This is a genomic window from Cuniculiplasma thermophilum (genome assembly GCF_052315355.1).
In the GTDB taxonomy this organism is placed as follows: domain Archaea; phylum Thermoplasmatota; class Thermoplasmata; order Thermoplasmatales; family Thermoplasmataceae; genus Cuniculiplasma.
The window spans coordinates 25,599-50,394 of the sequence record NZ_JBLSDF010000007.1; the positions used below are offsets into that span (position 1 = coordinate 25,599).

General features: G+C 35.7%; 30 protein-coding genes and 1 pseudogene. 24 read left to right on the forward strand and 7 right to left on the reverse strand.

Annotated elements, in window-relative coordinates; translation table 11 throughout:
- Positions 1-13: 13 nt before the first annotated feature.
- Entirely contained in the window at positions 14-799 is a 786-nt protein-coding gene (locus ACNF42_RS01995; RefSeq protein ID WP_443338347.1) for a J domain-containing protein, read from the forward strand.
- A 4-nt stretch (positions 800-803) separates the two neighbouring features.
- On the forward strand, positions 804-1,217 hold the full coding sequence (locus ACNF42_RS02000) for a hypothetical protein (RefSeq protein WP_443338349.1): 414 nt from the start codon (positions 804-806) through the stop codon (positions 1,215-1,217).
- 5 nt (positions 1,218-1,222) lie between these two features.
- Here the strand turns inward: ACNF42_RS02000 and ACNF42_RS02005 are convergent, their stop codons facing one another.
- Positions 1,223-1,819 (reverse strand): rhodanese-like domain-containing protein, encoded by a 597-nt coding sequence (locus ACNF42_RS02005; RefSeq protein ID WP_443338351.1) that lies wholly within the window; start codon positions 1,817-1,819, stop codon positions 1,223-1,225.
- A 180-nt stretch (positions 1,820-1,999) separates the two neighbouring features.
- Between ACNF42_RS02005 and ACNF42_RS02010 the strand changes: the two genes are divergently transcribed.
- The 4 genes from ACNF42_RS02010 to pyrI all read left to right on the forward strand — a co-directional run bounded on the left by ACNF42_RS02010 (position 2,000) and on the right by pyrI (position 5,463).
- Positions 2,000-3,238 (forward strand): DUF4147 domain-containing protein, encoded by a 1,239-nt coding sequence (locus ACNF42_RS02010; RefSeq protein ID WP_443338353.1) that lies wholly within the window; start codon positions 2,000-2,002, stop codon positions 3,236-3,238.
- Positions 3,235-3,993: a tRNA (adenine-N1)-methyltransferase gene (locus tag ACNF42_RS02015; protein ID WP_443338355.1), complete on the forward strand. Its 759-nt coding sequence runs from the start codon at positions 3,235-3,237 to the stop codon at positions 3,991-3,993. The genes ACNF42_RS02010 and ACNF42_RS02015 overlap by 4 nt, the downstream gene beginning before the upstream one ends.
- 71 nt (positions 3,994-4,064) lie before the next feature.
- Positions 4,065-4,985, forward strand: a complete 921-nt coding sequence (pyrB, locus tag ACNF42_RS02020) for an aspartate carbamoyltransferase (protein ID WP_443338358.1) — start codon at positions 4,065-4,067, stop codon at positions 4,983-4,985.
- 1 nt (position 4,986) lies between these two features.
- Positions 4,987-5,463: an aspartate carbamoyltransferase regulatory subunit gene (pyrI, locus tag ACNF42_RS02025; protein WP_443338361.1), complete on the forward strand. Its 477-nt coding sequence runs from the start codon at positions 4,987-4,989 to the stop codon at positions 5,461-5,463.
- A 13-nt stretch (positions 5,464-5,476) separates the two neighbouring features.
- Here the strand turns inward: pyrI and ACNF42_RS02030 are convergent, their stop codons facing one another.
- The 3 genes from ACNF42_RS02030 to ACNF42_RS02040 all read right to left on the reverse strand — a co-directional run bounded on the left by ACNF42_RS02030 (position 5,477) and on the right by ACNF42_RS02040 (position 7,304).
- Positions 5,477-6,238, reverse strand: a complete 762-nt coding sequence (locus ACNF42_RS02030) for a hypothetical protein (protein ID WP_443338363.1) — start codon at positions 6,236-6,238, stop codon at positions 5,477-5,479.
- Positions 6,231-6,653 carry a ribbon-helix-helix domain-containing protein gene (locus tag ACNF42_RS02035; protein WP_443338365.1) on the reverse strand — a complete coding sequence of 141 codons (423 nt, stop codon included), beginning with the start codon at positions 6,651-6,653 and terminating at the stop codon, positions 6,231-6,233. Before ACNF42_RS02035 ends, ACNF42_RS02030 begins: the two co-directional genes overlap by 8 nt.
- Positions 6,654-6,848: 195 nt before the next feature.
- Positions 6,849-7,304 (reverse strand): hypothetical protein, encoded by a 456-nt coding sequence (locus ACNF42_RS02040; protein ID WP_443338367.1) that lies wholly within the window; start codon positions 7,302-7,304, stop codon positions 6,849-6,851.
- Positions 7,305-7,626: 322 nt separating this feature from the next.
- Between ACNF42_RS02040 and ACNF42_RS02045 the strand changes: the two genes are divergently transcribed.
- Both ACNF42_RS02045 and ACNF42_RS02050 read left to right on the forward strand, forming a co-directional pair.
- Positions 7,627-8,409, forward strand: coding sequence for a glycosyltransferase (locus tag ACNF42_RS02045; protein ID WP_443338369.1), 783 nt, complete (start codon positions 7,627-7,629; stop codon positions 8,407-8,409).
- 112 nt (positions 8,410-8,521) lie between these two features.
- Positions 8,522-8,971, forward strand: a complete 450-nt coding sequence (locus ACNF42_RS02050; RefSeq protein WP_443338371.1) for a hemerythrin domain-containing protein — start codon at positions 8,522-8,524, stop codon at positions 8,969-8,971.
- 4 nt (positions 8,972-8,975) lie between these two features.
- Here ACNF42_RS02050 and amrB read toward each other — a convergent pair whose 3' ends face one another.
- Both amrB and ACNF42_RS02060 read right to left on the reverse strand, forming a co-directional pair.
- Complete coding sequence (gene amrB, locus ACNF42_RS02055; protein ID WP_443338374.1) at positions 8,976-9,788, reverse strand: AmmeMemoRadiSam system protein B; 813 nt, start codon at positions 9,786-9,788, stop codon at positions 8,976-8,978.
- A gap of 62 nt (positions 9,789-9,850) precedes the next feature.
- On the reverse strand, positions 9,851-10,243 hold the full coding sequence (locus tag ACNF42_RS02060; RefSeq protein WP_443338376.1) for a hypothetical protein: 393 nt from the start codon (positions 10,241-10,243) through the stop codon (positions 9,851-9,853).
- A gap of 260 nt (positions 10,244-10,503) precedes the next feature.
- On the opposite strand from ACNF42_RS02060, the gene ACNF42_RS02065 reads away from it, so the two are divergent.
- The 16 genes from ACNF42_RS02065 (at position 10,504) to ACNF42_RS02140 (ending at position 24,589) form a co-directional block, all read left to right on the forward strand.
- Positions 10,504-11,415: a glycosyltransferase family 2 protein gene (locus ACNF42_RS02065; protein WP_443338378.1), complete on the forward strand. Its 912-nt coding sequence runs from the start codon at positions 10,504-10,506 to the stop codon at positions 11,413-11,415.
- 311 nt (positions 11,416-11,726) lie between these two features.
- Positions 11,727-12,767 (forward strand): glycosyltransferase family 4 protein, encoded by a 1,041-nt coding sequence (locus ACNF42_RS02070; protein WP_443338380.1) that lies wholly within the window; start codon positions 11,727-11,729, stop codon positions 12,765-12,767.
- Positions 12,768-13,674: 907 nt separating this feature from the next.
- Positions 13,675-15,393: an acyl-CoA mutase large subunit family protein gene (locus ACNF42_RS02075; RefSeq protein ID WP_443338383.1), complete on the forward strand. Its 1,719-nt coding sequence runs from the start codon at positions 13,675-13,677 to the stop codon at positions 15,391-15,393.
- Positions 15,362-15,808, forward strand: coding sequence for a cobalamin B12-binding domain-containing protein (locus ACNF42_RS02080; protein WP_443338386.1), 447 nt, complete (start codon positions 15,362-15,364; stop codon positions 15,806-15,808). Before ACNF42_RS02075 ends, ACNF42_RS02080 begins: the two co-directional genes overlap by 32 nt.
- On the forward strand, positions 15,805-16,764 hold the full coding sequence (gene meaB, locus ACNF42_RS02085) for a methylmalonyl Co-A mutase-associated GTPase MeaB (protein WP_443338389.1): 960 nt from the start codon (positions 15,805-15,807) through the stop codon (positions 16,762-16,764). The genes ACNF42_RS02080 and meaB overlap by 4 nt, the downstream gene beginning before the upstream one ends.
- 75 nt (positions 16,765-16,839) lie before the next feature.
- A complete protein-coding gene (hsp14, locus tag ACNF42_RS02090) occupies positions 16,840-17,199 on the forward strand; it encodes an archaeal heat shock protein Hsp14 (protein WP_443338392.1) in 360 nt (119 codons plus the stop codon).
- A 148-nt stretch (positions 17,200-17,347) separates the two neighbouring features.
- Complete coding sequence (locus ACNF42_RS02095) at positions 17,348-17,668, forward strand: hypothetical protein (protein WP_443338395.1); 321 nt, start codon at positions 17,348-17,350, stop codon at positions 17,666-17,668.
- Between the two features lie 45 nt (positions 17,669-17,713).
- Positions 17,714-18,301, forward strand: coding sequence for a hypothetical protein (locus ACNF42_RS02100; protein ID WP_443338398.1), 588 nt, complete (start codon positions 17,714-17,716; stop codon positions 18,299-18,301).
- A 5-nt stretch (positions 18,302-18,306) separates the two neighbouring features.
- On the forward strand, positions 18,307-19,497 hold the full coding sequence (locus tag ACNF42_RS02105) for an ATP-binding protein (protein ID WP_443338401.1): 1,191 nt from the start codon (positions 18,307-18,309) through the stop codon (positions 19,495-19,497).
- A 9-nt stretch (positions 19,498-19,506) separates the two neighbouring features.
- Positions 19,507-20,145 (forward strand): hypothetical protein, encoded by a 639-nt coding sequence (locus ACNF42_RS02110; protein WP_443338404.1) that lies wholly within the window; start codon positions 19,507-19,509, stop codon positions 20,143-20,145.
- Positions 20,142-20,714: a hypothetical protein gene (locus ACNF42_RS02115; RefSeq protein ID WP_443338406.1), complete on the forward strand. Its 573-nt coding sequence runs from the start codon at positions 20,142-20,144 to the stop codon at positions 20,712-20,714. Before ACNF42_RS02110 ends, ACNF42_RS02115 begins: the two co-directional genes overlap by 4 nt.
- Positions 20,715-20,758: 44 nt before the next feature.
- Positions 20,759-21,928, forward strand: a complete 1,170-nt coding sequence (locus ACNF42_RS02120; protein WP_443338408.1) for an ATP-binding protein — start codon at positions 20,759-20,761, stop codon at positions 21,926-21,928.
- Between the two features lie 55 nt (positions 21,929-21,983).
- The gene (locus ACNF42_RS02125; protein ID WP_443338410.1) at positions 21,984-22,775 is read left to right on the forward strand and encodes an ATP-binding cassette domain-containing protein; all 792 of its coding nucleotides are present in this window, start codon (positions 21,984-21,986) and stop codon (positions 22,773-22,775) included.
- Positions 22,776-22,840: 65 nt separating this feature from the next.
- The gene (locus ACNF42_RS02130) at positions 22,841-23,572 is read left to right on the forward strand and encodes a hypothetical protein (protein ID WP_443338413.1); all 732 of its coding nucleotides are present in this window, start codon (positions 22,841-22,843) and stop codon (positions 23,570-23,572) included.
- Entirely contained in the window at positions 23,569-24,249 is a 681-nt protein-coding gene (locus ACNF42_RS02135) for a hypothetical protein (RefSeq protein WP_443338415.1), read from the forward strand. Before ACNF42_RS02130 ends, ACNF42_RS02135 begins: the two co-directional genes overlap by 4 nt.
- Positions 24,242-24,589, forward strand: coding sequence for a transcriptional regulator (locus tag ACNF42_RS02140; RefSeq protein ID WP_443338418.1), 348 nt, complete (start codon positions 24,242-24,244; stop codon positions 24,587-24,589). Before ACNF42_RS02135 ends, ACNF42_RS02140 begins: the two co-directional genes overlap by 8 nt.
- A 70-nt stretch (positions 24,590-24,659) precedes the next feature.
- Here ACNF42_RS02140 and ACNF42_RS02145 read toward each other — a convergent pair.
- Positions 24,660-24,796: pseudogene (locus ACNF42_RS02145) on the reverse strand (IS256-like element ISFac8 family transposase); the annotation flags it as partial.

The following is a 24,796-nucleotide window of genomic DNA, read 5'->3' on the forward strand; positions in this document are numbered from 1 at the left end:
ATGCAATCCATCTATGATGGATTATTATTCTCTGCTTGGCATACCAAGGGATGCGACTGCTGAACAGATAAGAACAGCTTATCGTAAAGCAATCAAAAAGTGGCATCCGGATGTCAATAGAGAAAATATAACACTTTCGTCCTTAATGACAAGTCAATTGAATGAAGCTTATCATGTGTTGATAGATCCATCAGAAAGAAGAAAATATGATTTAACTCTCGATGTAAATGTAAGCAAAACCATCGAAGATGATAGAATTAGATATACCTATGTAAAAAATGAAGCACAACCCAACAGCCCATCACGCCTTAAAGAAGTAGAAAGAATTGAAACTTGGAAAAATACATTTTTCTCATACATGACCAGACATAAATGGGCATCAGCTCTATACACTAATCTTCCAGAGAAATTGAAAACAAGAATATTTTCAGGAAGCTATGAGATGAAAGATATACTGTATGTTTACATTAAGGTGGAGGAAGCAAAAATCTCTATGGGTCTCTCCTCTGCCTATTTTAACCTTCAACAGATTAGCAAATTCAAAGATGATAAGAATGTGAGTCCGGATGTTGCTTTCACAACGATTTCCAGTCTTGAGATAATTCTTCAATTCTATATTAGAGTAAAAAGTGGTTTGATCCAAACTGCAGCAATTAATGGTTATGAACAGACCGTGGTCAAAAAGTTCGCTCAGATGCATAAATATTTGATCAAACATCCAAATGATCTGTTTCAGGCCATTGGAAGATTTAAAATAACTCAAGAAGACTGGGAAAAGGCTAAAGAATTCATAAGGTGAATATATGAAACTTTTTATTTTTCCTTTGGTTTTTTCAACTCTTACGATTGTCTGGGAGGTCAAGTACATACCAAGCATTTATCCTCCATTTGACCCTTTAATCATATTTCTAAGTGCCTTTTTAATGTCAATCTGGTGCCTTGGGTCTTATATAACATATCGGGGAACTCTGGCCTCGATCACCCTTGTCCCATTTATAATTTTTCAGGAATTTGAATTGACGTTTAATTACACTTTACCTTCATTTGTTTTTGGAATTTCAATACTTATTCTGGAAATATTTTTTCTAATTATAATCACCTGGTTGTTTGCGTTGATTGAGAGTTTTCTATCCCCCACATCAAGAATATCTGGCAATGAAAATCGTGAAAAGATAGTTAAAATACTGGAAGATCTTGAATATTTAAACCCACCATAATTTATTCAAATTATACCTCGACCTCTCAATTCATTCATTCCCCCTTCAACGTTTGCAACCTTGAATCCCTTGTCAGCGAGAAACATAGCTGCATAAATACTTCTGTTACCGTGTTCACATACTACAGCGTATTTTTTATTTTTATCCAGTTTCCCGTAATCTCTGAATAGTTCTTCCATGGGAATCAGTTCCGCCCCATCTATATAACCACTAGACCACTCATATGGTTCTCTCACATCTATGACTGTGTAATTATCAATTTCTTCAGAAAATTTTTCTGCAGACAGGTTTTCCATAGTTGCCTCATTGAAATTTCCTGCCTTTTTAAATTCGTCATAATTAATTACGTTTACATTCAGGCCCCTTTCTGAGAGGAGATTTTTGATCTTTTTCTTAATTTCATCATCCCTAGAAAGGAAAACTGCCTCCTGCTTTTTTCCTTTAAGATATTCTGCAAGTTCGTCTGGCCATCTCCTTTCATAGAATGGTGCAAGAACTGTTCCGGGAACATGTCCGGAAAGATAGGTGTCAAAATCTCTGGTGTCTATAACTTCCAGTTTGCCCGCTTTAAATCCCTCAACAATTTCCTTTATATCAGTCACAATCTGAAAATGAATCCTAAAATAAAAATAATGTGTAGTAGTATGGATGAATCATTACGACTTAGTAAATCAAATTTTTTGAATCAAATTCTTGTATTTTCTTATTTTAAATAGGGTTTAGCAAAGTCCAGCAGGATCAAAAATCTAAATTGTCATATAGTCCTCTTGAATAAGAAAAGGATGATACCGGAATATTCTGAAAGAAGAAAGATCATTGAAAATATAATTCTAAAAAGTATTGAATCACTAAGTCCAGAGGTAATTATTTCAAAAAAAGGTAAGGAAATTTCAAATTTCGTAACTAAAACTTCCTCTTATTCAATCGTTGCAATGGGCAAAGCATCTTTCAAAATGTGCCATGGCTTGGATAGTCAAGTGGTATCTGGGGCAACTCATACCATATGCCTTTCTCCCGTTGGATCAGGTGAACCAAAGGGTTTTAAGAACTATCATGGGAACCACCCTTACCCAGGTAATGAAACATTCGGCTCTTCGAAATCTATTCTTGAAACTCTTATGGGAGATGAATCTGATGGCCTACTATTTTTATTATCAGGTGGGACATCATCTTTATTTGAGGTTCCGGCAGATAATGTATCGCAGGATAAGTATCTGGAAATCATGAAGAGATTAATCAGGGACGATTACCCAATTAATGTTATTAATGAGGTAAGATGCAGGTTGTCAAAGGTAAAATGCGGAAAAACTCTTGGGCTTACGAAATACAAGAAAGTTAAGATCATGGCCATATCTGATGTTCCTGGGGATGAAATAGCCATAATAGGGTCAAACCCCTTCTATCCGTCCAAAACTCATGCGGATGTACCACAGGAATTAAAGGATTATCTGGGTGATATATGGAAAGACTCACCTCCAGAAATAAAAAACGAGATCCAATTACCAGATTATTCTATAATACTTTCCGGATCATTGTATTCAAAAAAACTTATTGATATGGTCGAAACTGAGTTTCCTAAGGTTGATTTTGGGGAAATTTTAAAAGGGAATGTCAGGGAATTGGCTCCAATTCTGATGAAAACACTCAGAAAAAAGTACTCAGAAATAAAAGGCCCGTTTTGGTTTACTGGCCACGGAGAAAGCACTGCTACGGTCACAGGCAATGGAAGGGGCGGTAGAAACACATATCTTTCAGCACTTATTATAAAGGAATCTTTTCCAAACGAAATTTTTTCTTTTTTATCATTCGCAACGGATGGAGCTGATGGTAATAGTAGTTTAGCAGGTTTCATTGTGGATGAAAATCTTAGGGAATCAGTGGACCTTAAAGTTATTGATAATTATGTTGAAGCAAGTAACACTGCTGGTCTTGCACTGGAATGCGGCACAGCAATTGACACTGGTCAAACTGGAAATAATGTCTCCGATGTTCTGATTGGTTTCTATGGGGGATATAGATGAAGATATTGTTCAATAAGATATCAAACAGTATGATTCTCAATGAGGAGAATCATAAAATATTGGGAGAAAAAAGGGATCTGGACATTTCACCTGGAATGATGATTTCTGATGGAAGTGAAGTGAAAATAGAAAAGAATAGTTACATTGCCATTCGGCCATCCCCCTCTGTTTTAAGAAGCGTGGCTAAAAGAGGCGCTCAAATTATAGATCCAAGAGATGCAGCTGTTATGATTATGTATGCAGATATGAGGCCTGACAGCAGTGTCCTTGAAAGTGGAACAGGTTCCGGCGCTCTCACATCCATGATAGTTCAGAATTTATCAGAAAAAGGCTCGTACCTTGGTATTGATCATAACCTGGAATCCATCGAAATAACAAGAAAAAATGTGAATTTATTTACTGGAAAAGATGTGGATATAATTCATCAGAAATTTGAGGATTTTGACGGAATGGGAAAGACCTTTGATTGTGTTTTTCTTGATTTGCCTGAGCCTTGGTTAAATATAGCAAATCAAAAAAAGTATCTGATCCCCGGTGGTAGAGTAGTCACATATCTTCCGAATTTCGATCAGGTGGAGAAAACTGTTCTTGAATATGAGAAAAATGGTTTTTTGCACCTTGAAACGGATGAGATCATAAAGAGAGAAATTCTTGTCAGAGAAAATGCAACCAGGCCCTCTTCAACTGGATTGATGCATACTGCCTTCATCAGTTGTTTTATTAAAAAGAGTGGTGCACAATATTCATTGAAATAATATTTTATGACTTCTCGAAAAATTAATTTTATTCCATATGTTTAAATATTGATGAAACATCAGAATTTTTAATGCTTAAAGGAAAGAGTCTTGTAAATATAGATGACGTTGAAACCGATGATTTTTTTAAGATATTCGGTCTGGCATCAGAATATAAAGAACGTCTAAGAAAAGGAGAAAACATTAAGGAGCTAGATGGAAGAATATTGTCAACCCTCTTTTTCGAGCCTAGTACCAGAACCAGGCTTTCATTTGAGAGCGCAATGCACAGGCTTGGTGGTAGTGTAATTACAGTGTCTGAACCAAAATCCAGTTCTACATCAAAGGGAGAAACCATAGCGGATACATTAAGAATGGCATCATCATATTCTGATGTCGTTGTTATGAGGCATCCAATGGAAGGTGCTGCCAGATTGGCTTCTGAATTTTCCTCAGTGCCAGTAATTAATGGTGGTGACGGATCGGGACAGCATCCGACTCAGACTCTTCTGGATCTGTTCACCATTTGGGAAAAATTCGGTAGGATTGAGAATCTGAATGTTAGTCTTGTAGGTGACCTGAAGTATGGACGAACGGTACACTCTCTAATAAAGGCACTATCAAGATTTGACAATACCATAAATCTTGTGTCACCTGAGATTTTGCAGATGCCTGACCACGTGCTTTCAGCTATAAGGAAAGAAAATGGAATAAAGAAAAATGTTGAACTTGAAAGTGTATTGAGTGAAAGTGATGTATTTTATGTTACAAGAATTCAAAAGGAGAGGTTTGTGGACCTTAATGACTATTCAAAAGTAATCGGCTCTTATTCTTTCGATTTAGGCACAGTGGGGAAGATGAAAAAGGAGGCAATAATAATGCATCCCCTTCCAAGAGTTGATGAAATAAGTCCCGAAGTTGATAATGATCCAAGGGCATTCTATTTCAAGGAGGCTGCCAATGGTGTATTTGTAAGGATGGCAATAATAAGCATGATTTTAGGGGTGAGATGAAATGTCGGATGATAAGATTCTAAAAATAAACAAAATAGGGGACGGAATTGTAATTGACCACATATCTCCAGGAAGCTCCTTAGATGTACTGGATGTGCTGAAGATAACCGGCAGGGACGGTATGACTGTCAGTCTTCTTATGAATGTACAGAGTGGCAAAGTTGGAACAAAGGATATAGTGAAAATAGAGAGAAAGAAGCTTGCCAAGAAGGAACTTGACAAGATAAGTCTGGTTTCACCGAAAGCCACAATTAATGTGATTTCCAACTATCAAATCAAGGAAAAATTCAATGTCGAAATACCAGACAAGGTTGTGGGAGTTATAAAATGCTCAAATCAGAATTGTGTAACTAATTCTAAGGAACCTGTGCAGTCAGTATTTACGAAGGAAAAAGGTGATCACGAAGAAGTGTTTAGGTGCCATTACTGTGACCGGACAATGTCCTTACAGGAAGTTAGAAAATCTATAATTAGATAAAAATTGTTAATTTTTAATGGATACTTGGACGGCTGGAAAATACTTTTCTCACTTCCTCTACAATTTTATCGTCAATATCTTTTCTGTCGGTTTTGAGTAGTACCGAATCATCAGTTACCAGATTTGTTCCCTTTATAGTTATGAATTTTTTAGACTTATCCTGGATGTGCTTCAGCTCTGAAACTTCCTGAAAACCAAGTCTTGCATATTTTGATCCCCTAAAGGTTATGGAGACAGATTTTGAAAATGCTTCTGGTATTTTGGATATTAAAGTAGAATGCATGTCTAAGGCAAAACCCTCAGATGTGTCACTGATTAATATGACGCTCCATGATGCATCTATATATCCGGCAGCAATTTCTGCCCCCCTTCTTTTATCCTCGTCAGTAACCAGAGCTCTGAACTTCAAGAATCTTATGTCGGGATTGGAAATCCTGACAGCTTCATCATCCATCTCAGCGTTTCCATTTTCGTCTGTTATCTCCAAGAATTCTTTGCTGTATAATTTTGTTTCATTCTGGTTATATTTAAAGAAATCCATATTCCTTAGATCTTCTATGGTTATTTTTGTCTCATTTTCTTCTTCAGATATCACATACACTCCAACTCTTGCATTCAAATTAGATTTTTGAATCTCCGGAATTAACCTTTTCATCGTAGATTCCATGCAATTACCAATCAGAACTATCGCGTAGCTGTTATATACATCAAAAAATGATGCACTTCTTTCCTTAGCAATTTCCAAATACCCTTCATCCATTTTTAAATCATTCATCAAATTCCACACTCCTGCTTCTTTTCACTCTTTCTTCCTCATCTTTTATATTTCTGAAAAGAGACTTTTCAATCTGTCCATACTTGTTAATTCTATCTTCAAAGATCGTCTTGATCATTCCATTGTCAAAAACATATTCAATTATGGACTTAATGGCCTCTTCTTCCCCCGAATAGTAACCCATATCTACCATTTTTTCAATAAGTTCCTTCTGCTTTCTGGATAGTATAACAGAATTAGAATTTCCACTTCTATTTCTTGAATTTTTATTAGTTATATAGTTAAGTGCGCAATTTCTTAAGAATTCAGATCTACTACCATGTCTGGGATTATTCTCCAAAAAATCATCAATCTCATCAAGATCATCTTCGGAAATCCGCAAAGTTATCTTGATGTCTTTCGAGTCCGATATCATGGAAACACCAATACTCTATATTCAAAGGTGTATTTAAATATTATTGACACTATGTATGGCATATGTCCATACACTAAAAATATTATAGCTTATAAACTTTAAAGATTTAGAAAATTGTATTTCTTAGTCTTTGGCCATTTTGTAGGATAGATATCATTGAAAGCTTCATAATTCATATGTTGGAAAAATGATTATTTAATTTTGCGTGTTCTTTAAATTGGAAGACAGAACAGAAAATAGATCTGTTTTTTTCTCTCTAATATTTCTGTTGAATAATCCTATCTTCAAATCATTTTTTGTAGTTATTACTATCAGATTCCTTTGAATTGTAGATTCCATTTGAATGCTTTTGATATTTTTAATAAGTACGGTTGTTTTATTTTGATTTCTTTCAATTATGATTCTATCATCGAATAATTCTATAGTGGCCATCCTCCTGTAAATTGAAAACCTATAGAGGATGAAGAAGGCTACAATTATTGGATAGGGGAAAAAGTATAGAAAATTATGGAGAAAATACTCAGGATAGATAAGTAGAGGAACTAAAAGACCAAAAATAAGAAGGAGCGATATTATTAAAACGGAAATTAAGAAAAAATAGGAAGAAACATTCTTGAACTTGATAAATTTGGAAGAATTGTATTTTTCCATGGGCCTTGTTATGTAAACGTGCATAATTATTTTTCGAATTTTGGTGTCTCTTCAAGGCTATTACAATTAAGTGTAATGGGTCCACAATTTATTTCAAATTGCAATACTATACTCTAAATAATTATTATGACATTTCCCGTAAATGGAAGTCAGTCTAATATTTGCCCAAAGCAAGACAATGCAAGGAATATATAGATATTCGATGAATTTAATGGAAGACCTACAAAAGGAAGGAATAGGAATTCATCCTCATCCAGTTAAAAAGCTGGAAATTCATATACACGGTAAACCGGTCGGAGGATGGATCAGTCAGGAGTTTTTCATGAAATTCGAGAAATTCAACACTAGGGTTGTTCATTCAACGTCCCACTGGTTATTAAGTTCTAAAACAAACATAGTTACCGTACATGATATCATGCCACTTGTATATCCTGAAATATATAATTTATCTCCAGGTTTAAAAAAATTTTACACCAGTGCTCTAAACAGAATAAGGGATAAAAAGGTTATAGTACAAACAAACGTTGTTAAGGAAACTTTACTCCCATACATAAAGGAAGATCAAATATATGTAATTCCAAGTGCCGTGAGGAAGATGAAATCATCAGGAAAGAATCCATATCCTGATGACGGAAAAATACATCTTTTTACACTGGGAGAATTTGGTGTGAGGAAGAAATTCGATGTACTTTATGACTACGTAAGAGGTGTAGAAAACGTTACACTTTACCATATAGGTGGTGTGACATATAAAAAATACTATGAGGAATGCATAAAAAATAAACCTGAAAATGTTGTTTATTTTGGGTATAGAGATGGAACAACTGTTGCAGATTACATGAAATTTGCTGATTATTTTGTTTTCAATACAATTAATGAAGGCCAGGGGTATCCCCCAATGGAAGCAATGCTTCTTAACACCCAGCCAGTTCTCAATGAATTACCAATTTTTAAAGAAACAATGGGGGAAATGCCTTATTATTATAATGATAAGGAATCATTTTTAAAATGCATTCATTCACCAAAGAAGAGCGGTCTGGAGGAATATATTAGGAGATATGATGGGTGGGCAAAGGAGGTAATAAAAGTTTACGAATCTATCTGATGCAGGGATTTGAAAGGTTGGAATTATATTAAGATGACTGGAACGCTGATAGAGAACAATGGCTTGAAATATAAGGTTATTGTTATTTATCTTAACATTATATTCTAATGATATGAAGATCAGGAAAGATTTCGAGGACGATCATATTATTGAACAAATGAAGATGAGGGAGATTATCGAGCAGATCGAGAAGGGTGAATTAGATCTTGATCTTCTTGACGAAATAGAAAATCACCTAAAAAACCATATGTTTCAGGAAGAGGAATACATTTTTCCTGCAATGTCAAAGATGCAGAATCTAAGACTTGAGATAGCTGGATTCCAAACAGAGCATGCGGCTCTGTGGAGATTATTCAGCATGATACATGCAGATATTGATAAAGGTAAGTTCGATAAAATCGAAAAATATGCCAATGAGATATACAAAATATTAAGGGAGCATAATAGCAGGGAGGAGATGTTCATCTATAAATTGATGAACGATAATTCCATTGAGGGAATGAGCGAAGTAAGACCTGAAGGTTGGGTATGTAAAAAGATGAGAGAGAAAATTACCTCTTAATTTTTTATTTAAAGACAATTGCGGAGATATATCCAGTGCATCTTTCAACACCGTAGCTGTTATAGCACAGGGTTTGTTTGTTTAGGATTTTGATATTACCATCCATTTTTCTTGCAGCTTCTAACATTGCACCTATTCCAGATAAATTGCAGACTGTATGGTTTATCTCTTTTCCGGTTTTGAATAATTCTTCCGCATCTAATTTTTGCATAGCCTTTATTATTTCGTTATCCTTATTCTCTGTTGTCTCTCTGTCTTCGAATTGATTAAGATTTGATGAAATTATAGGAAAAGATTCGTCCCTGAGGATTCCTATTGTACTGGATAGATTTTTGGCTTCTTCTATGCTTTGCCTACCAGACAGTATAGGTACTATGAAGAAATTTTGATGAGACAGAAATCTAATATAAGGCAAGATATATTCAATTGAATACTCCTGTTCATGACTCAAATTATCTTTGATAAGCCAAGGATTTGAGCTGATCTTTTTTATTAATTCTTCATTAATCTTTACCTCTTCATTGTGTATCAAAAAGGAAATGCCTTGACTGTAAGAACTGGATTGATTATTTCTCTTGTGGTTAGTTCCTAAAATTAAAAAATTTCGGTGTGAATTAAAATCTATGTTCCGCAATCCCTCAATAATCATCCGACCGCAATTTTTTACATTTCCGTGAGGTAAAATAGCACCTATTAGATCTCGTTCTTCAATAGGGTTATTAATTTCGGCAATCATTTGATTAAAAATTTTGTTGCTTTCATCCTTACCGGATGGATAAAGAAAGCCTTCTGAAGTTGGGCGCCTTAATGTGTTCATGCAACTTAGTATTGGATATTTAGTAGTTAAATTCTTTTGTTCAAATGAAAGGGTTTTAAAATTTACTGCATTGCAATAACTTCAAGCTGCTTTAATAGGTTTTTTTCTATATCTTCCGCAAATAGGATTTCTGGGATATCCACAAATATAAATATTTCTGATAAAAGAAGTACTTCTATGGCAGTTATAGCCAGATTCTTTGCTTTTTTTCCAACACCAGTAGATACGTGTAAAGTACCTGATTGGTTTTTTTCAATCACGAAGGTTAAAGCCCTATCAGCAGCTACAATATCCCTAAGAATCCCAGGTTTTTGGGCCTGTATTATAGCCTTATCTCCTTCAACATTACTTTCAACTTTCCAATTTTCTTCCTTGAGATATGAAGTAAAATCGTTAACCAGTGTATTTAAGTCTTTGTTGCTTGTTATATCTTTTTCCTTTTTAAAAAACCCCATATATCCCAATTTTTTTATACTATTTATAACCTACCACTAATTGAGAGTGATTCCATTTCATCTGTCTGGTTGATAAAATCTGACTTAATTTCAAACAATTCAGGTTTTTGATAAGAATTAATTATCCTAAGTACTCTTTTACTTTTTATGAGAATCCGAAATATCGTGGTTCATAATTACTCGAGTTTATTTCTCAGTAAATTTAAATAAACTTCATTGATGTTGCATCATTTTACAACGCAGTTGGAGGTGTAAAATGTATGAATAAAAAAACCGTTTCCGCGCTTGGAACTGTCTATAATAATTGTAATATTGTTGAAGAGAGCATCAAATCTATAATATCAGGGTTAAGTCTCTACTTTGAGAAATTCGAGATAGTTATCGTGGATAATTACTCAACGGATGGAACTTTTGAGAAGTTGAATGATCTTGGATATAAAAATTTACGAATTATTCGAAATCATTGCACAAGAGGAAAAGGTAGAGATATTGCATTGAGAAATGCATCCGCTAGTTACATTTTTCCTATAGATCTTGATACCATTTATTCTCCCGAATATTTCAAAATGCTTAGTTTTGTAATTGATAATATGTTAGAGGATAATACTATAGTTGAGTCAATATCTAAAAGGGAAACCTTGTTGAATTTGGGTGGGTGGAAGGACCTCAATGCATGTGAGGATATCGAGTTAAACGCTAGGGCCGTTTCGAGAGGAATTAGATGGATCAATCTACCTTATAAGTTTCTCAAAAATGAAGAATCTAAGGGATCGAGAGAAAAAAGGTATGCCAAAGGTTTTTCTTATATTAAAAGAGTTGTAATTAATAAAATCCATAAGATCAGGGGTACGGGTACAGATAAATTCTACAAGATAAACTGCAGGACGAAACGTGAGCGTTTGCTAATGATGATTCTGTTGGTAATTATTAAGATATTAAATTATCCAATCTATTCATATTCGGAGTACAACAACTGGGATTTTGTTTCATTCAAGAATTCTTACCAAACCCTAAATGAGATAAAGCTTAATAAAGACATTATGGTTGTTTCGTTGTATAAACATAACTATTCCAGCAATGCTTTAAAGCAAATAGAAAATAAAATGATGAAAATCGGATATATGGAAAGGACGGAGGATCGTGATTTTGTAACTTTTAGGATCCCCGCATAGGGTTTTAAGTGCTATGCAATGATGCGAAGCAATCCTCCTGCGCATTTTCTAAATCCAGTAAATTGGTCTCCTAATATCACATCAATGATCTTCTGGTAACACTCAACGAACTTATAGTAGTTGTGCATCAAATACTCATTTTTAAACATGACTGAATAGTTTGTGAAGATGAAAACAATTCTAAACATCAATTTTTATGTGTTAAATCCAATGGTATTGGAAAAATATAAGAAATTTTTCCCATTCAAAAAAGCACCGTCAAATATTTTTAAATTTGAAAAGTTATATATGGGAGCAATATGCCATAATCTATGCCTGAAAAGAAGCGGTTTAAGGTGATTTTGATAAAATGGTTTCTTGATGAACCTAAGACTGGGGGAGATAAGGTATTCATGGAAATATACGATGCCTTAAAAGGAGATTCATCTATCGATATAAGGATGATTAAACCCCCCCATATCATATCCTCAAAAAATAGATATCGTGTAAAACTTCCTTATATTTTGTTATTCAAATTTATTTCTAATTTAATTTCACAATCATATATTAAGAGAGGCTATCTTGTTTATAACGGCACTAACGCAGGAAATTTTCAGTATGTACAACCTCCTCCCAAAAAAGTGAAGGAAAGCAACTCTCGTGTTGATGCCTTCATTGAATTGGCAGAATATATTATAAATAAATTTACCATTTTCAATAAAAATAGCATTAAAATCGCAATTTACAACTCCAATTACACCATGCAAAATAATCTTATAAAAAGCGCAAGAGTCAATAAGGTAATTTACCCAGGTTTAATCTCGGAAATGCCTGATGTGGAAATATCAGAAAAAGAAAATATAATCATCACAATATCCAGGATACATAGGGAAAAAGGCCTTGAAAGGTTAGAACAATTATTGCCTGAAGGGGATTTCCATCATTATATATTGGGATATAAAAATGATGCAGTCTATGCTAATTTCTTAGAAGGAAAATTAACAAGAACAACATTTTTATACGATGCAACTGAGGAGGAGAAAAAGAAACTTTTACGAAAGGCCAAAATATTAATTCACCCATCCATCTCAGAATCTGCTGGAATAGTATTAATGGAAGCAATGGCCTACGGCGTAGTTCCTATCGCTCACAATTCTGGAGGAGTTCCTGAGATTATTCCTGAGACATATCTTTATGATAACGAAAATGAGGCAAAGGAATTAATCACAAGATTTCTATCGGGATATAATGAAGACACATTTTTCCAACTAAAGTCCCATGCATCTAGATTTTTAAAAGCCAATTTTAAAGATAACATACGAAAAGCAGTAATTGAGAATTTTTCCATGATACAAGAAAGTAGTAAAAAATAGTGTAAGACTTCATTCATTTATTATTTTGCGCTCTTATTTTTGGGAAAATTAACCTCACATAATTTATCAAGTTTGCGTCATTAAATAAATATTTATAATCTCGGATTAGATAGGGATCTTATTGATGAAGATAATTCAGGTGGGATTTCCAAAATTTGGTAAACACATTATAATTTCTTCATAAAACACTCATCTTTCTTCGTGATTCTTTTCTCCTATGAAGTTCTCATAAAAGAGATATATTGTATTTTGAAAATGATCCACTCCTATTCACATAGGTAATTAGAGAAAGAAATGAATTCACATCTCATTAGAATTATCTTCATCATTTTGATCTAGAAAAGGAAAATAGGTGAAACGCAATTGTAAAAGTTATGGCGGAGTTCATCTACGGTCAAATCATCTAAAGTAAGGCGGTCAAAGTGATATAAAAAGAAAACCATTACAGGATCTCGCTCGCTAAATTACTAGTTTTTCCTCATCATTATCTGAATGCAAAAGCGATATGTTCATTCAGAGAAAGATTATCAAATATGGGATGGGATCTTATGATCTTATAGAATTTTAAGTCCCTCCAATCATGATCCAAAAGGCAAAGCTGGTATACTGGATAAACATTACGGAATCATGAACTATATACTGATTCCAGAGGGGGAATCTAAGTATATGAAGAAATAGGTCAATTGTGTGATATCCATATGCAATTAGGAAGAAATTATTTCATATTTCATAGTTATTGGTTTAACAAGGGAAGAGACTTTGAGGTGAATGTGGAAGTTATGATAAAAATATTGCGAATCTAATTCAATGAATTTAATAGGAACTGGAATACATATGGAAACTTAAAGTTAAACAAAGCATTAAAAACTTTCCTAAAAAATATATTCATTGATTGCCTTATGTTATTATGGTTCAGAGGCGGAATTATTATCATGAAAAGTTAGAAGAAATCCAGGGAAGGATGAAAAAGGAAGAGGATGAAAAGTTAAAAAAATGGAGAGAAAGAACACTTTCTGAATGGGAAAAATTAACAAATCCAAGTTATAAAGATTATGAAAATTCTTCTGGAATAAGGATTAAGGATCTTTACACAGAAAACGATCTACCAAAAGATTTGGACGAAATTAGTGGTTTACCTGGTGAATACCCTTTCACGCGTGGAGTTTATCCAAATATGTATAGGGGAAAATTATGGACAATGAGGATGTTTTCGGGATTCGGTTCACCTGAGGATACTAATAAAAGGTTAAAATATCTGATAGCTCACGGCGAAACTGGATTAAGTATAGCCTTTGATATGCCAACGCTTTACGCCTACGATTGTGATAATAAAAAATCCGTCGGTGAAATAGGAAAATGCGGAGTTAATGTAACAACATTGAAGGATATGGAGATAATATTTGATGGGATAGATCTATCAAAGGTCACGACATCTATGACTATTAACGCACCTGCTCACGTTCTGACAGCTATGTACTTCGCAATAGCTCAAAAACAAGGATTAGATTTAAACAGTGTAGGTGGGACAGTTCAGGCAGATATTCTCAAAGAGTATATAGCTCAGAAGGAATGGATTTACCCTCCAGAAGCGCATCTTAGAATCATCAGAGACATGATGACCTACTGCACAGAAAATGCAAAAAAGTGGAACTATATTTCAATTTCAGGATATCACATAAGAGAAGCGGGTGCTAGTGCCGTTCAGGAACTTGCATTTACACTGGCTGACGGCTTTTATTATGTGGAAATGGGACAGAAAGCAGGTTTAGATGTGGATAAATTTGCTCCAAGGTTGTCTTTCTTCTTCAATTCATCAATCAATTTCTTTGAAGAAATTGCTAAAATGAGAGCAGCTAGGAGAATTTGGGCCACAGTTCTTAAGGAAAAGTTTGGGGCTAAGAATCCCAGGACAATGATGTTAAGGTTCCATACCCAGACTTCAGGTTACAGCCTTACCTGGCAACAGCCCTTGAACAACATAATTCGTACAACTGTGGAGGCAATGGCTGCTATTTTGGGAGGAACTCAGAGTTTACATACAAATTCTTACGATGAGGCCATGGCATTACCAACTGAGGATGCTGTTAAGGTTGCTTTAAGAACACAGCAAATTCTTGCAGAAGAGACTGGAGTTGCAGATACTGTTGATCCACTTGGAGGATCATACTATATGGAATGGCTCACAAATAAAATGGAAGAAGAAGCTATGAGATACTTTGACAAAATAGAATCCATGGGAGGTATTCTGGAGGCAGTTAAAAGCGGTTATATCCAAAGAGAAATAGCAGCAACGTCCTATAAGAGACAAAAGAGATTAGAGGATGGCAAAGAAGTAATGGTTGGTGTTAATAAATACATAGAGGAGAACGAAAAACCATTAAATATCCTTAGGATAGGGAAAGAAGCAGAGGAAATACAGATAAAAAGACTCAGGGAGGTCAAATCTCAGAGGGACGAAGAAAAGGTCAGGAAGGCTCTTAGTGAATTAAGGGATGCATTCCTGGACGATAACAAGAATATAATGCCCTATGTTATAGAAGCCGTAAAAGTATACGCGACGATTGAAGAAATATCAAATGTGGGAAGGGAGATTTATGGAGGATGGAAAGAACCAGTCATTGTTTAAAGAAAAACCAATTAAGATATTGCTTGCTAAACCAGGAATCGATGGTCACGATAGGGGAGTTTTTGTTCTGGCAAAGGCCTTTAGGGATGCTGGTATGGAAGTCCTCTACGCGGGGCTTCTTCCAACTCCAGAGGAGGTGGTTGACACTGCAGTAAATGAGGATGTGGATGTTGTAGCATTGAGCCTTCTCAATGGTGCACACATGACAGTGTTCAAAAAAGTCGCTGATCTAATGAAAGAAAGAAATATCGACGATATTGCACTCGTAGGTGGTGGAACAATTCCTGATGAGGACAAGCCTTCCCTAGAGGCTATGGGAATTACTGGTAATTATGGTCCAGGAACTCCTCTATCCGTAATAATAGATCATGTTACCAAAAGAGCAACAGAGGCTAGATCTAAAAAATTAAGGTGATCATTGCGGATCTAAACTCACTTATCGACGGTATCCTCAAATCGGACAAAAGGAGCATTGCCCGTGCCATATCTTATGCTGAAGGGGCAAATCGTGAAATTAAGAAGGAGATGCTGGCAAGCCTGTACAACCACACCGGAAATTCTCAGGTTGTTGGTATTACAGGTCCTCCTGGTATTGGTAAAAGTACACTGATAGGGAATGTGGCATCCATAATGTCAGACATGGGTCATAAGGTGGCAATATTAGCCATAGACGCTTCTAGCCCATATACGGGAGGATCGCTTTTAGGAAATCGTATAAGAATGCAAGATGCCCTTAATCAAAAAAACATTTTTATGAGAAGTCTGGCCAACAGAGGGGCAAGAGGCGGTATTTCAGAATCCTCCATTGGATCTGCAGCTATATTGGATGCTGCCGGTTTTGATGTTATACTTGTGGAGACAGTAGGAGCTGGTCAGGCTGATTTAGATGTCATGGATCTTGCAGACACCACTGTCCTAGTTCTTGGACCCGGTTTAGGAGATCAGGTGCAGGCCATAAAGGCAGGAATAATGGAGATAGCAGATCTATTTGTAATAAACAAAATGGATCGTGAAGGATCATACTTTGCTATGAAAGATATTGAGGATACACTTTCTATGGACGATGATAGGCAGTTCCATAGACAGGTTGTAGGCACCTCAGTCAAAGACAAGGATTCATATAAAGCTTTGATCGAACTAATTTTCAATCACGGTAAATATTTACGGGACAACAATAGAATCGGACAGAAGCGTTTTAAAATGGGAATACAATGGATGCTCGAAGATGAAATGCGGAAAAAAATAATCGAACCATTAATGGATAAAATACCTGCAAACAAGAGGGATGAAAACTACAATAGGGTTATGGAAAGAATCAGCATGTTATTTACTCAAGTTTTATCTGAAATCAACGAGGAAAGATTAATTTGAAACAAAACTAAAAAATATTTAAATAAGTCATAGGGATAGAGAGATATGACAACCGTGTATGGACCCTTAAGATTTATGGCAGACGAATTTATGAGAAATGTGAATGAAAGGGCTAAAGAAGTACTGACATTTCTCTATCCTCCTGTAAAAATGTATGAGTCCGGAGGAGAACTTGTAATTGAAGCTGATATGCCTGGATTTGAAAAAAAAGACATAAAGGTGACAGCGAACAAATACTCAATTGAAATATCAGCAAGTAGAAAAGAAGAAGACCAAACAAATGTTTATTTGGATCAGAGACCAACTAAAATCTTCAAATCTATAAAGCTTCCGGTTGACATAGATATGGAACAGCCAGTTTCAGCCAAATATTCAAACGGAGTTCTTGTAATCAAAACCCCGATAAAAGGAATCAAAACGCTGAAAATAGAATAAACTAAAATTTCATTTGCTTCTCTTAAGCATTTTTAAGAAATATCTTTAATCAAATTTTTATTATGAGTTAAAAAACAAAGTTCCGGATAAAATACTTTTGGATTCCTTTGTATCACAAAATTTTTATTCTAATGTAACATGATAATTCATGGACATATCCTCCATACTTTCAAACCCTCTGGTTGAACTTGCCTTGATTTTCGTAGATGGATTACTATTTGGACTTGGTATTAAAAAGGGTGTTTGGTCAGTGATTCTAATCGTTCTTGCAGTATTACTAGGTGAATATATCAATTATTCTGTTCTTCCAAAGGCTTCCCTACAAACCTTTGAAAACAATGTGGTGAGTCACATAACTAACGTGTTGCACAATATAGAGCAGGTTATACCATTCCACGATCTAGGAGCTATAAGCATAAGTCTAATACTATTCATAGTGGGTTTTGTAATAGGTTATTTGAAAGGCTGATAGGTAAAATTTTATATCTAATTTAACCTTATTAAAGTGATCAGGATGAAAATTCTTAATAGGAATAAGGATGGAGATATTGATTCTATGTCTCCAGAAGCTCTGGACAAGTTGATCATAGAGGCCGAATCAAATCTAACAATACTCGAAAAGGAAAGAGATAGAAAAAAGACGAAGTACGATCAGCTTTTCAAGGAGGGCGTGGAATCTTCCGATTCAAGGAGAAGGAACATTGCTCATGAACTGGAATCAATTGAAAAGGATATTGCGGGCATTGACAAGAGGATGAAATCCTATCGTGACACCGTTAGGATTCTGAACGAAGTCAAAAGGGCCAAAACTACAAGCGTAGATCCCACAGAGAAGATCATAAACAGGATGGATCCAGCAAAGGTAAAGGATATACTTTTACAGAGTAAGTCCGTAGAGAAATTAAATGAGAGGAAGCGCGAATCTCTACTTTCCAGTATTGACGACGTATCTTCACTGGACGACGATGAGAAAGATGAGGAGAACAAATATATGGAAATCTTCCGGGAGATGGACAAAAGTAAAGAAAACCTTTCACCAGGCAGAAGTAAGCAAGAATCAACAAGACAGGAAGAAAAGGACTCAAAGGAAGAGAATGAGTGATTTAGATGGATGCCAATTATCTGACCATAGAGAACATTAAAAAGGTTCTCACAGAGGATATCTCCAAGGAAGAAGATGCAGAATCGAAGGGTAATAACGAAAAAGCATCAATGTATGTGGATTCAATAATTGGCAATTTAAAACTATTAGCAAAGATTGACAAGGGTGATTCTAAACGATATATAGACCTTGTTAATGAATGGGAAACCAGGAAAAAGAATTTAAGATCAGGCGTGACAACAAAGAAAGGAAACTCTTCGCAAATCAATGGTGGAAATAGTGGTCTAATCGGCAAAATGGAGGGTGAATTCAGGTCAAGAATTGAGGCACTTATTTCGAAATCTAACGTGAGATGGGATGAAATTGGTGGCCTGGATGAGGAAAAGGCAACCATAAAGGAAGCGGTTTTCTTTGCAATGGCTACTCCAAGTAAAGATGTAAAAGTTCCAAAATTAAGAAATATTCTGCTTTTTGGACCACCAGGTACTGGCAAGACAACAATTGCAAAGGCAATAAGTACAAACATAGGCGCCACTTTCTTTAATGTAACAATATCAGAACTTCTTTCCAGGTATGTTGGTGATTCTGAACGTATTGTGAGCACCCTTTATGATGTGGCAAGAGAAAGATCTCCATCAGTCGTATTCCTTGATGAGATCGAATCCCTGGTTAGAAAGCGTGATGATGGAAGCAAAAATTCAGGTTCAATACTTCAACAGTTTTTGGGTCAGCTGGACGGTTTTGGCACTGGTGATCAATTTGTGATGACTGTAGCTGCCACTAATGTCCCTTGGGACCTAGATCAGGCTATTCTTTCAAGGTTTGAGAAGAAAATATTCATAGGTCTCCCAGACCAGGAAACCAGAGAGAAGATCCTTAGAATTAATACAGAAATGAAGGGTTACAGGGTAAGGGCAGACCTCTCTAAAATAGCAGCGTCGACAAACGGATTTTCCGGTCGTGACCTTTATTATGCATGTTCAGAAGCTATTAGAAATATGTTGAGAAGAACAAATAAAGACCTGATTGACCGGGTTGACTCTTTTGTATCCGAGGGTGGAAACGGGATAAAATACAAAATTTCAGACTTATTACAAGAGGATTTCGATTATGCGCTTTCAAAAGTTAAGCCTGTGTCCGATCGTTTGACCCTCAATAAATATATGGAATGGAAGGAAAAATTTGCAAATAACTGAGGTAAATCTATGGCATCCGATGTGGAAGATATTATAAGAAAAATGATGAAAAACTCTCCAGGAACAGATTTCAAAAAAGAATGGACACTAGGCATAGCCAACCTCTGGGGGCAATTTGGTTCTAAAAAATATATTGGAAAGAAAGGGATGAAATTACTAAATAAGACAATGCAGGATACATACGTTATGATGGGTTCAGAATCAGATAAAATTAAAGATATTAGGAATGAAATTACCAAACTTTCCGCTGAGACTGATGAAATGGCAAAAATTAAACTTGAAAGGGCCAGGGATCAACTTACGGTATCGGAAAAGAGGTTTTCAGATCTGCATTTACGTTACAAATTTTTATCCACAATATACGCCCTTCAGGATATTTCAAACGGTAGCAAATTCATAAAGAAAATTGATTCCATAGTAAAGAATAGGAAGGTTATGGATATCATAAAAGAACAGACGAAGAACGATATGGTCAGCTCTAAGGAAATAGAAAGAGATCTTGATTCAATAGATGTATATCTCGATATAATGAAGGATGGCCACGCAACTGATATACGTATCCCTGAAGAGGATGAAATAAAAAAGGTTGAAGAGAAGAAGGCTGAGGATGAAAAGGAGGAAGAGGATGGGGATGTGATGTTATCATGAGTCTCTTGAATAGAAAGTCCAAAGAGGAACTGGAAATAGAGACACAGATGAATATAAGGATGTTGAAAAAGAAGTCTGAGAATCACGCAAAGCAATGTGATTCCCTTGCAGAGAGGTATGAGGCAAAATCAAAAGAAGCCGCTGACATTGGAAATTCAAGTCTCAGTAAAATGTTTGGTGAGAAGGCCAAATCACTGAGGGATCAGGCTGCAAAAATCAGATCATTTATACTTGTTGTAGAAGATATGGAAATGATGAAAGATCAATCATCCCTGATGGGTAGTTTTTCAGATGCAATGAAAAGCTTCGTTAAAACAATGTCAAAGGGTCAGATAAATCCTGCATGGATGAGTCAGATGGAAAGTGAGCTGAACAGAGCCATCGATGAGAGTGAGAGGGTAGGTGATCTATTTGGAGGTCTGTTGGAAGATATTGGCCAGAATGTTCCGGAAACAATGAAGGAAGATAAGCCCCAAGAGCCCTCGGAAGCTGCAAAAGATATTGAAGAAATGGAAAAAAGGCTAAGGGAGAAAATAAAGACTATTGAAGATAATAAAGAAAATTCCTAATAAAATGAAGCATAATTTTATTTTTGAAAAGAGTATTCGAAAATATGAATCTTGAAGAAGAGCGTGAATTTTCAGCAGAAATTCAGATTATGATCGAAAAGGCCTCATCCCTAGAGACTTCTGATCTAAAATCTGCTTCAAGCATATTTTTTGAGATATCCAAGAAAATCCTTGAAAAAACAGCAAATATGAATCCTGATCAGAAACGAAGGTTTGTAAAAATAGCTGAGACATCACTGGAGAGAAGAGACCAAATTTTAAAAAAGATATCTGAAAAGGAGAAATGTGAAGTTTTAAAGAGCAAAGGCCAGGTGGATAATAAAATAGGTAATGCCAACAGCCAGAAGGGCGGGGGTGATTCCCAATTCATTGTGGACCTTCATCCAACTATATACGAAACTTCATTCGACGATATCGCTGGTCTGGATCAGGTAAAAGAAACAATAATACGTCAGGTAATAAAGGCAAGAGAAAGGCCGGATCTTGCAAAGAAGTACGGAATTGTAGGAAGAAACATATTTTTATTCGGCCCACCAGGGACAGGAAAGACAAGTATTGCCCAGGCAATATCCCATGAAGTTTCTTATCCCATGATTACAGTAACTCCTTCATACATACTGGATAGCCGATTTGGGGAATTTGAAAAAAATATAAGAAGTCTCTTCGAGGAATCCCTAAAACATGCTCCAATTATTATATTCTTTGACGAATTCGAATCGCTGGCACCTAAGAGGACCTCAATAAATTCTTCCTATATGAAGAGAGGTGTTCCTGAAATGCTGAGGCAGATGACAGATCTCAGAAAGAAGAACGATGGAAGAGTGATATTGATTGCTGCCACAAACAACCCCTGGGATGTGGATGAGGCGATGCTTAATCCTGAAAGATTTGACACTAGAATTTTTATCCCGCCACCCGACGAAAAATCCAGATCTCAGATTTTCCAGATATTCCTCAGAGATCTTGTTCTGAGTGAGGACATCAATTATGAGGAGCTGGGTAAAATATCAGAGGGCTTTTCAGCTGCTGATATTAAGTATGTTTGCAGGACAGCTGCCGAGTATGCCTTCTCGAGGGCCGTTGATTCTGGCAATCCCTCTCCAATAACAGATATGGATGTACGAACAGCTTTAAAATCATCGCAACCATCCATAACAGAGAATCAGATGAAGAAATACCACGACTTTATGGAGAGGTACATACAAAAAGTTTAGGGTTCAATTTTTGGACTATTTTCCATTAATTTATATTTTGAAATTATTACTATTCATGATAGAAATCAGTGGATTGAGCTGTACACATTTTAGAGGCGATAAAAGGGATGTCCTTAAAGGGATAAATTTTTCATTGAAGGAGAGGAAGGTTGTAATAGTTGGGCCTAACGGCTCTGGAAAAACTTCACTTCTGAGAGCATGTCTTGGATTGATGAATATCACTGATGGGTATGTGAAAGTTAATGGCAGGGATGTCAGAAAGGTAAGGAATATGGATGGGGTTGCAACAAATCTTTCAGAAGTTTACAAATTGTTAAACCTGAAGATTTGGGATCTGATAAATCTCTATTCTGAGATTACAGGTTCAGAGGTCGGGAATTTTCTAAAAAACATAAATGACTTTTCCATAGATGATATACTTCAAAAGAAGATATATTCCTTAAGTACAGGTCAGTCTAAATTGTTATGCAATATCATGGCGCTTTCGTCAAATCCTAACATACTACTCCTCGATGAACCGTTTGAAGGCGTGGATAGAAGAAGAAAAAGGATCCTTCTTGAACGGCTTAATTCATTTTCGGGAGAAATTGTAATGAACACTCACGAATTGGATATGGTAAGTGGCCTAAGTGGGTGGGACTTATATTTGCTCATAGATGGTCATCTCTACGGCCCTTTTGATGCACAAAACATCAACCATCTTTTTTTCAATAGGGGTAACAGGGAAAATGCCTTGACTGCAATAACTCTTCCCTACGGAACATTCTCAATCACTTCAGGAAAGGGTGACATCCCACTCTCCCAGATTCACACACTTGAAAATCTGATGGAGGATGAGTTCCCATGATAGCACGTTTTTATATCAAATCAATCGTTCAAAATAAGAACCTGATATTTTGGGGAATTGTTTTTATGGCTTTCTGGTTGATTATGGGTGCATTTCTATTTGGATATAAACCCACTTCACATCTTTATGATCTGGATTATACCTCCACCTGGTTCTCAATAATTGCACTCTATTCAATCAGCACCATCGGAACCACAGTGGCCTACTCTCTTTACTATTCTAACGCATCATTGAATTTTGCATTCAAATTTACAAAACTTTCCCTTAAACACTTTCTTATTTCAATACTTTCCGGTATTATCATAGCCTCAGTAATATTGGGGGGCATAATACTTACCCTTTCTACCACTCTTTTCACCGCAAGATCAGGCAGGATAATATCACCTGTCTTCCCCTATTATGCCTTAATCATCTCGGCCCTCGGTGGAATTATAATGTTCGGCATATCAGGATCTTTGACTGTGGTTGTAAACAACTATTTCTCACTGAAAAATATCAATCTTCTTTCCCTACTTACAACGATTCTCTCATATATATTTGGTTTTTCACAGATAAGTGCTCCGTTACCAAAGTGGCTTGTCTATGGTAATCCCTTTTCCGAGATCATTGATCTGTCATACTACTCATTCTCTGGATCAAGTCCACACCTTATTCTTTCAAATCCAAGTTCCCCAATTCTGGACGTTTATTATCTTTCAGCTGGTTTAATAGTTTGGTCGTTATCACTTGCAGGGGTTTTCATATTTCTGATACCAAAGATAAGACCTGCCCCTATGGAGGAGGCGAGACAAATTTGAGTGAAGATAATATTGAAAACTTTCTTAGGGATATTCAGATAAAATCCATATCCATGTTTCGGTATTCAATTAAAAGGGCTTATGGTATATACTATTCCATATGGGCCATAGCCATTTTTTACTTTATTTTTCTCTCTCCACTTTTATTTATAAATCTCCAAGACAGCGTTTTAGGAGATATCGTGGAAGCTCTTGGGTTTACAGCAGTTCTTCTTGCCGCAACTTATTTTACATTTATGGCTTTTTCGAGGTCCTCGAGGTCTAAGGAACTGGAAAATATATTCCATATCAAGCGGATTAAATTATGGGCAAATTTATATCGCTGGTTTAATGTCATCTTCATATCGGCTTATTCAATTGCCATTATTTACCTGATAAATGCTATGCCAATTTTTTTATCTTACATTATATTTTATATGCTTCTACTAATGATTTCCTTTTTTCTACTTTTAACTCTCAAAGTTTCTCTTGGAAGAATTCCCCTGGAAGGATATGTTGCATCCTTTAGTTACATGTTTAGCAGTCTGTCTTCAACCCTTATTTTTGCCTTGTTTCATCCTGCCGTATTTCCACTTATGGCAATTCAGATTCTGTGGGCACCAACGGAAATGGGGTGGATATTTGCAGGGATGTATTCATTCTATACCGCACCGGTGGAGCTGAGACCTCATGAATGAGAGGATTGAAAAAGAAGACCGGGAAATAATTCTTGAAAGATTATCTTCTCAGCTGGGTGAACCTGTGTTGAGATCATCTCAGAGACTCTTAATTTTAATTATGTTGAAGGTTAATGGAAGAATGAGATTTTATGAACTTCAAACTACACTTGGAATTGGTAAAGGAAGTCTTAGCAACCACCTAGACAAACTGGCAGATAAAGATTTGATTAAGATAAAAGATATCCTCACATTAACAGGCCCAGGAAAGTCTATTGAACTGACGGATAAAGGGAAGGAAATTGTGGAGGAATATTCCCGCTTAATGTCCCTTATTTTCGAAGATAAAAAAACCAAATGAGATTGTAAAGGTTTCTTCTATCTAAAAATCGTTTGATAATAAGTATAACAGTTTCCCAAATGTTGTTTATTTATAAAGGATACCTCCTTTGGAACATTTCCTTAATCTCATCAATGCATTTATAATATCCTCTCAATGATCTCATAGACCATTTGTCATTTATCTCTGCTGCTCTCAGATAAATGATCTTCATTGCACTCTCTTCCG

Excerpts from the sequence above, each read along its gene's own strand:
- ACNF42_RS02095 (WP_443338395.1), top strand. The coding sequence starts at position 17,348 with ATGGACATATCCTCCATACTTTCAAACCCTCTGGTTGAACTTGCCTTG.
- pyrB (WP_443338358.1), top strand. The coding sequence starts at position 4,065 with ATGCTTAAAGGAAAGAGTCTTGTAAATATAGATGACGTTGAAACCGAT.
- ACNF42_RS01995 (WP_443338347.1), top strand. The coding sequence starts at position 14 with ATGATGGATTATTATTCTCTGCTTGGCATACCAAGGGATGCGACTGCT.
- ACNF42_RS02115 (WP_443338406.1), top strand. The coding sequence starts at position 20,142 with ATGAGTCTCTTGAATAGAAAGTCCAAAGAGGAACTGGAAATAGAGACA.
- ACNF42_RS02010 (WP_443338353.1), top strand. The coding sequence starts at position 2,000 with ATGATACCGGAATATTCTGAAAGAAGAAAGATCATTGAAAATATAATT.
- ACNF42_RS02030 (WP_443338363.1), bottom strand. The coding sequence starts at position 6,238 with ATGAATGATTTAAAAATGGATGAAGGGTATTTGGAAATTGCTAAGGAA.
- ACNF42_RS02000 (WP_443338349.1), top strand. The coding sequence starts at position 804 with ATGAAACTTTTTATTTTTCCTTTGGTTTTTTCAACTCTTACGATTGTC.
- ACNF42_RS02075 (WP_443338383.1), top strand. The coding sequence starts at position 13,675 with ATGGTTCAGAGGCGGAATTATTATCATGAAAAGTTAGAAGAAATCCAG.
- ACNF42_RS02130 (WP_443338413.1), top strand. The coding sequence starts at position 22,841 with ATGGCTTTCTGGTTGATTATGGGTGCATTTCTATTTGGATATAAACCC.
- amrB (WP_443338374.1), bottom strand. The coding sequence starts at position 9,788 with ATGAACACATTAAGGCGCCCAACTTCAGAAGGCTTTCTTTATCCATCC.
- ACNF42_RS02065 (WP_443338378.1), top strand. The coding sequence starts at position 10,504 with ATGAATAAAAAAACCGTTTCCGCGCTTGGAACTGTCTATAATAATTGT.
- ACNF42_RS02080 (WP_443338386.1), top strand. The coding sequence starts at position 15,362 with ATGGAGGATGGAAAGAACCAGTCATTGTTTAAAGAAAAACCAATTAAG.
- ACNF42_RS02140 (WP_443338418.1), top strand. The coding sequence starts at position 24,242 with ATGAATGAGAGGATTGAAAAAGAAGACCGGGAAATAATTCTTGAAAGA.
- ACNF42_RS02060 (WP_443338376.1), bottom strand. The coding sequence starts at position 10,243 with ATGGGGTTTTTTAAAAAGGAAAAAGATATAACAAGCAACAAAGACTTA.
- ACNF42_RS02015 (WP_443338355.1), top strand. The coding sequence starts at position 3,235 with ATGAAGATATTGTTCAATAAGATATCAAACAGTATGATTCTCAATGAG.
- pyrI (WP_443338361.1), top strand. The coding sequence starts at position 4,987 with ATGTCGGATGATAAGATTCTAAAAATAAACAAAATAGGGGACGGAATT.
- ACNF42_RS02040 (WP_443338367.1), bottom strand. The coding sequence starts at position 7,304 with ATGGAAAAATACAATTCTTCCAAATTTATCAAGTTCAAGAATGTTTCT.
- ACNF42_RS02120 (WP_443338408.1), top strand. The coding sequence starts at position 20,759 with ATGAATCTTGAAGAAGAGCGTGAATTTTCAGCAGAAATTCAGATTATG.
- ACNF42_RS02045 (WP_443338369.1), top strand. The coding sequence starts at position 7,627 with ATGAAATTCGAGAAATTCAACACTAGGGTTGTTCATTCAACGTCCCAC.
- hsp14 (WP_443338392.1), top strand. The coding sequence starts at position 16,840 with ATGGCAGACGAATTTATGAGAAATGTGAATGAAAGGGCTAAAGAAGTA.
- ACNF42_RS02070 (WP_443338380.1), top strand. The coding sequence starts at position 11,727 with ATGCCTGAAAAGAAGCGGTTTAAGGTGATTTTGATAAAATGGTTTCTT.
- ACNF42_RS02110 (WP_443338404.1), top strand. The coding sequence starts at position 19,507 with ATGGCATCCGATGTGGAAGATATTATAAGAAAAATGATGAAAAACTCT.
- ACNF42_RS02035 (WP_443338365.1), bottom strand. The coding sequence starts at position 6,653 with ATGATATCGGACTCGAAAGACATCAAGATAACTTTGCGGATTTCCGAA.
- ACNF42_RS02100 (WP_443338398.1), top strand. The coding sequence starts at position 17,714 with ATGAAAATTCTTAATAGGAATAAGGATGGAGATATTGATTCTATGTCT.
- ACNF42_RS02050 (WP_443338371.1), top strand. The coding sequence starts at position 8,522 with ATGAAGATCAGGAAAGATTTCGAGGACGATCATATTATTGAACAAATG.
- ACNF42_RS02105 (WP_443338401.1), top strand. The coding sequence starts at position 18,307 with ATGGATGCCAATTATCTGACCATAGAGAACATTAAAAAGGTTCTCACA.
- ACNF42_RS02125 (WP_443338410.1), top strand. The coding sequence starts at position 21,984 with ATGATAGAAATCAGTGGATTGAGCTGTACACATTTTAGAGGCGATAAA.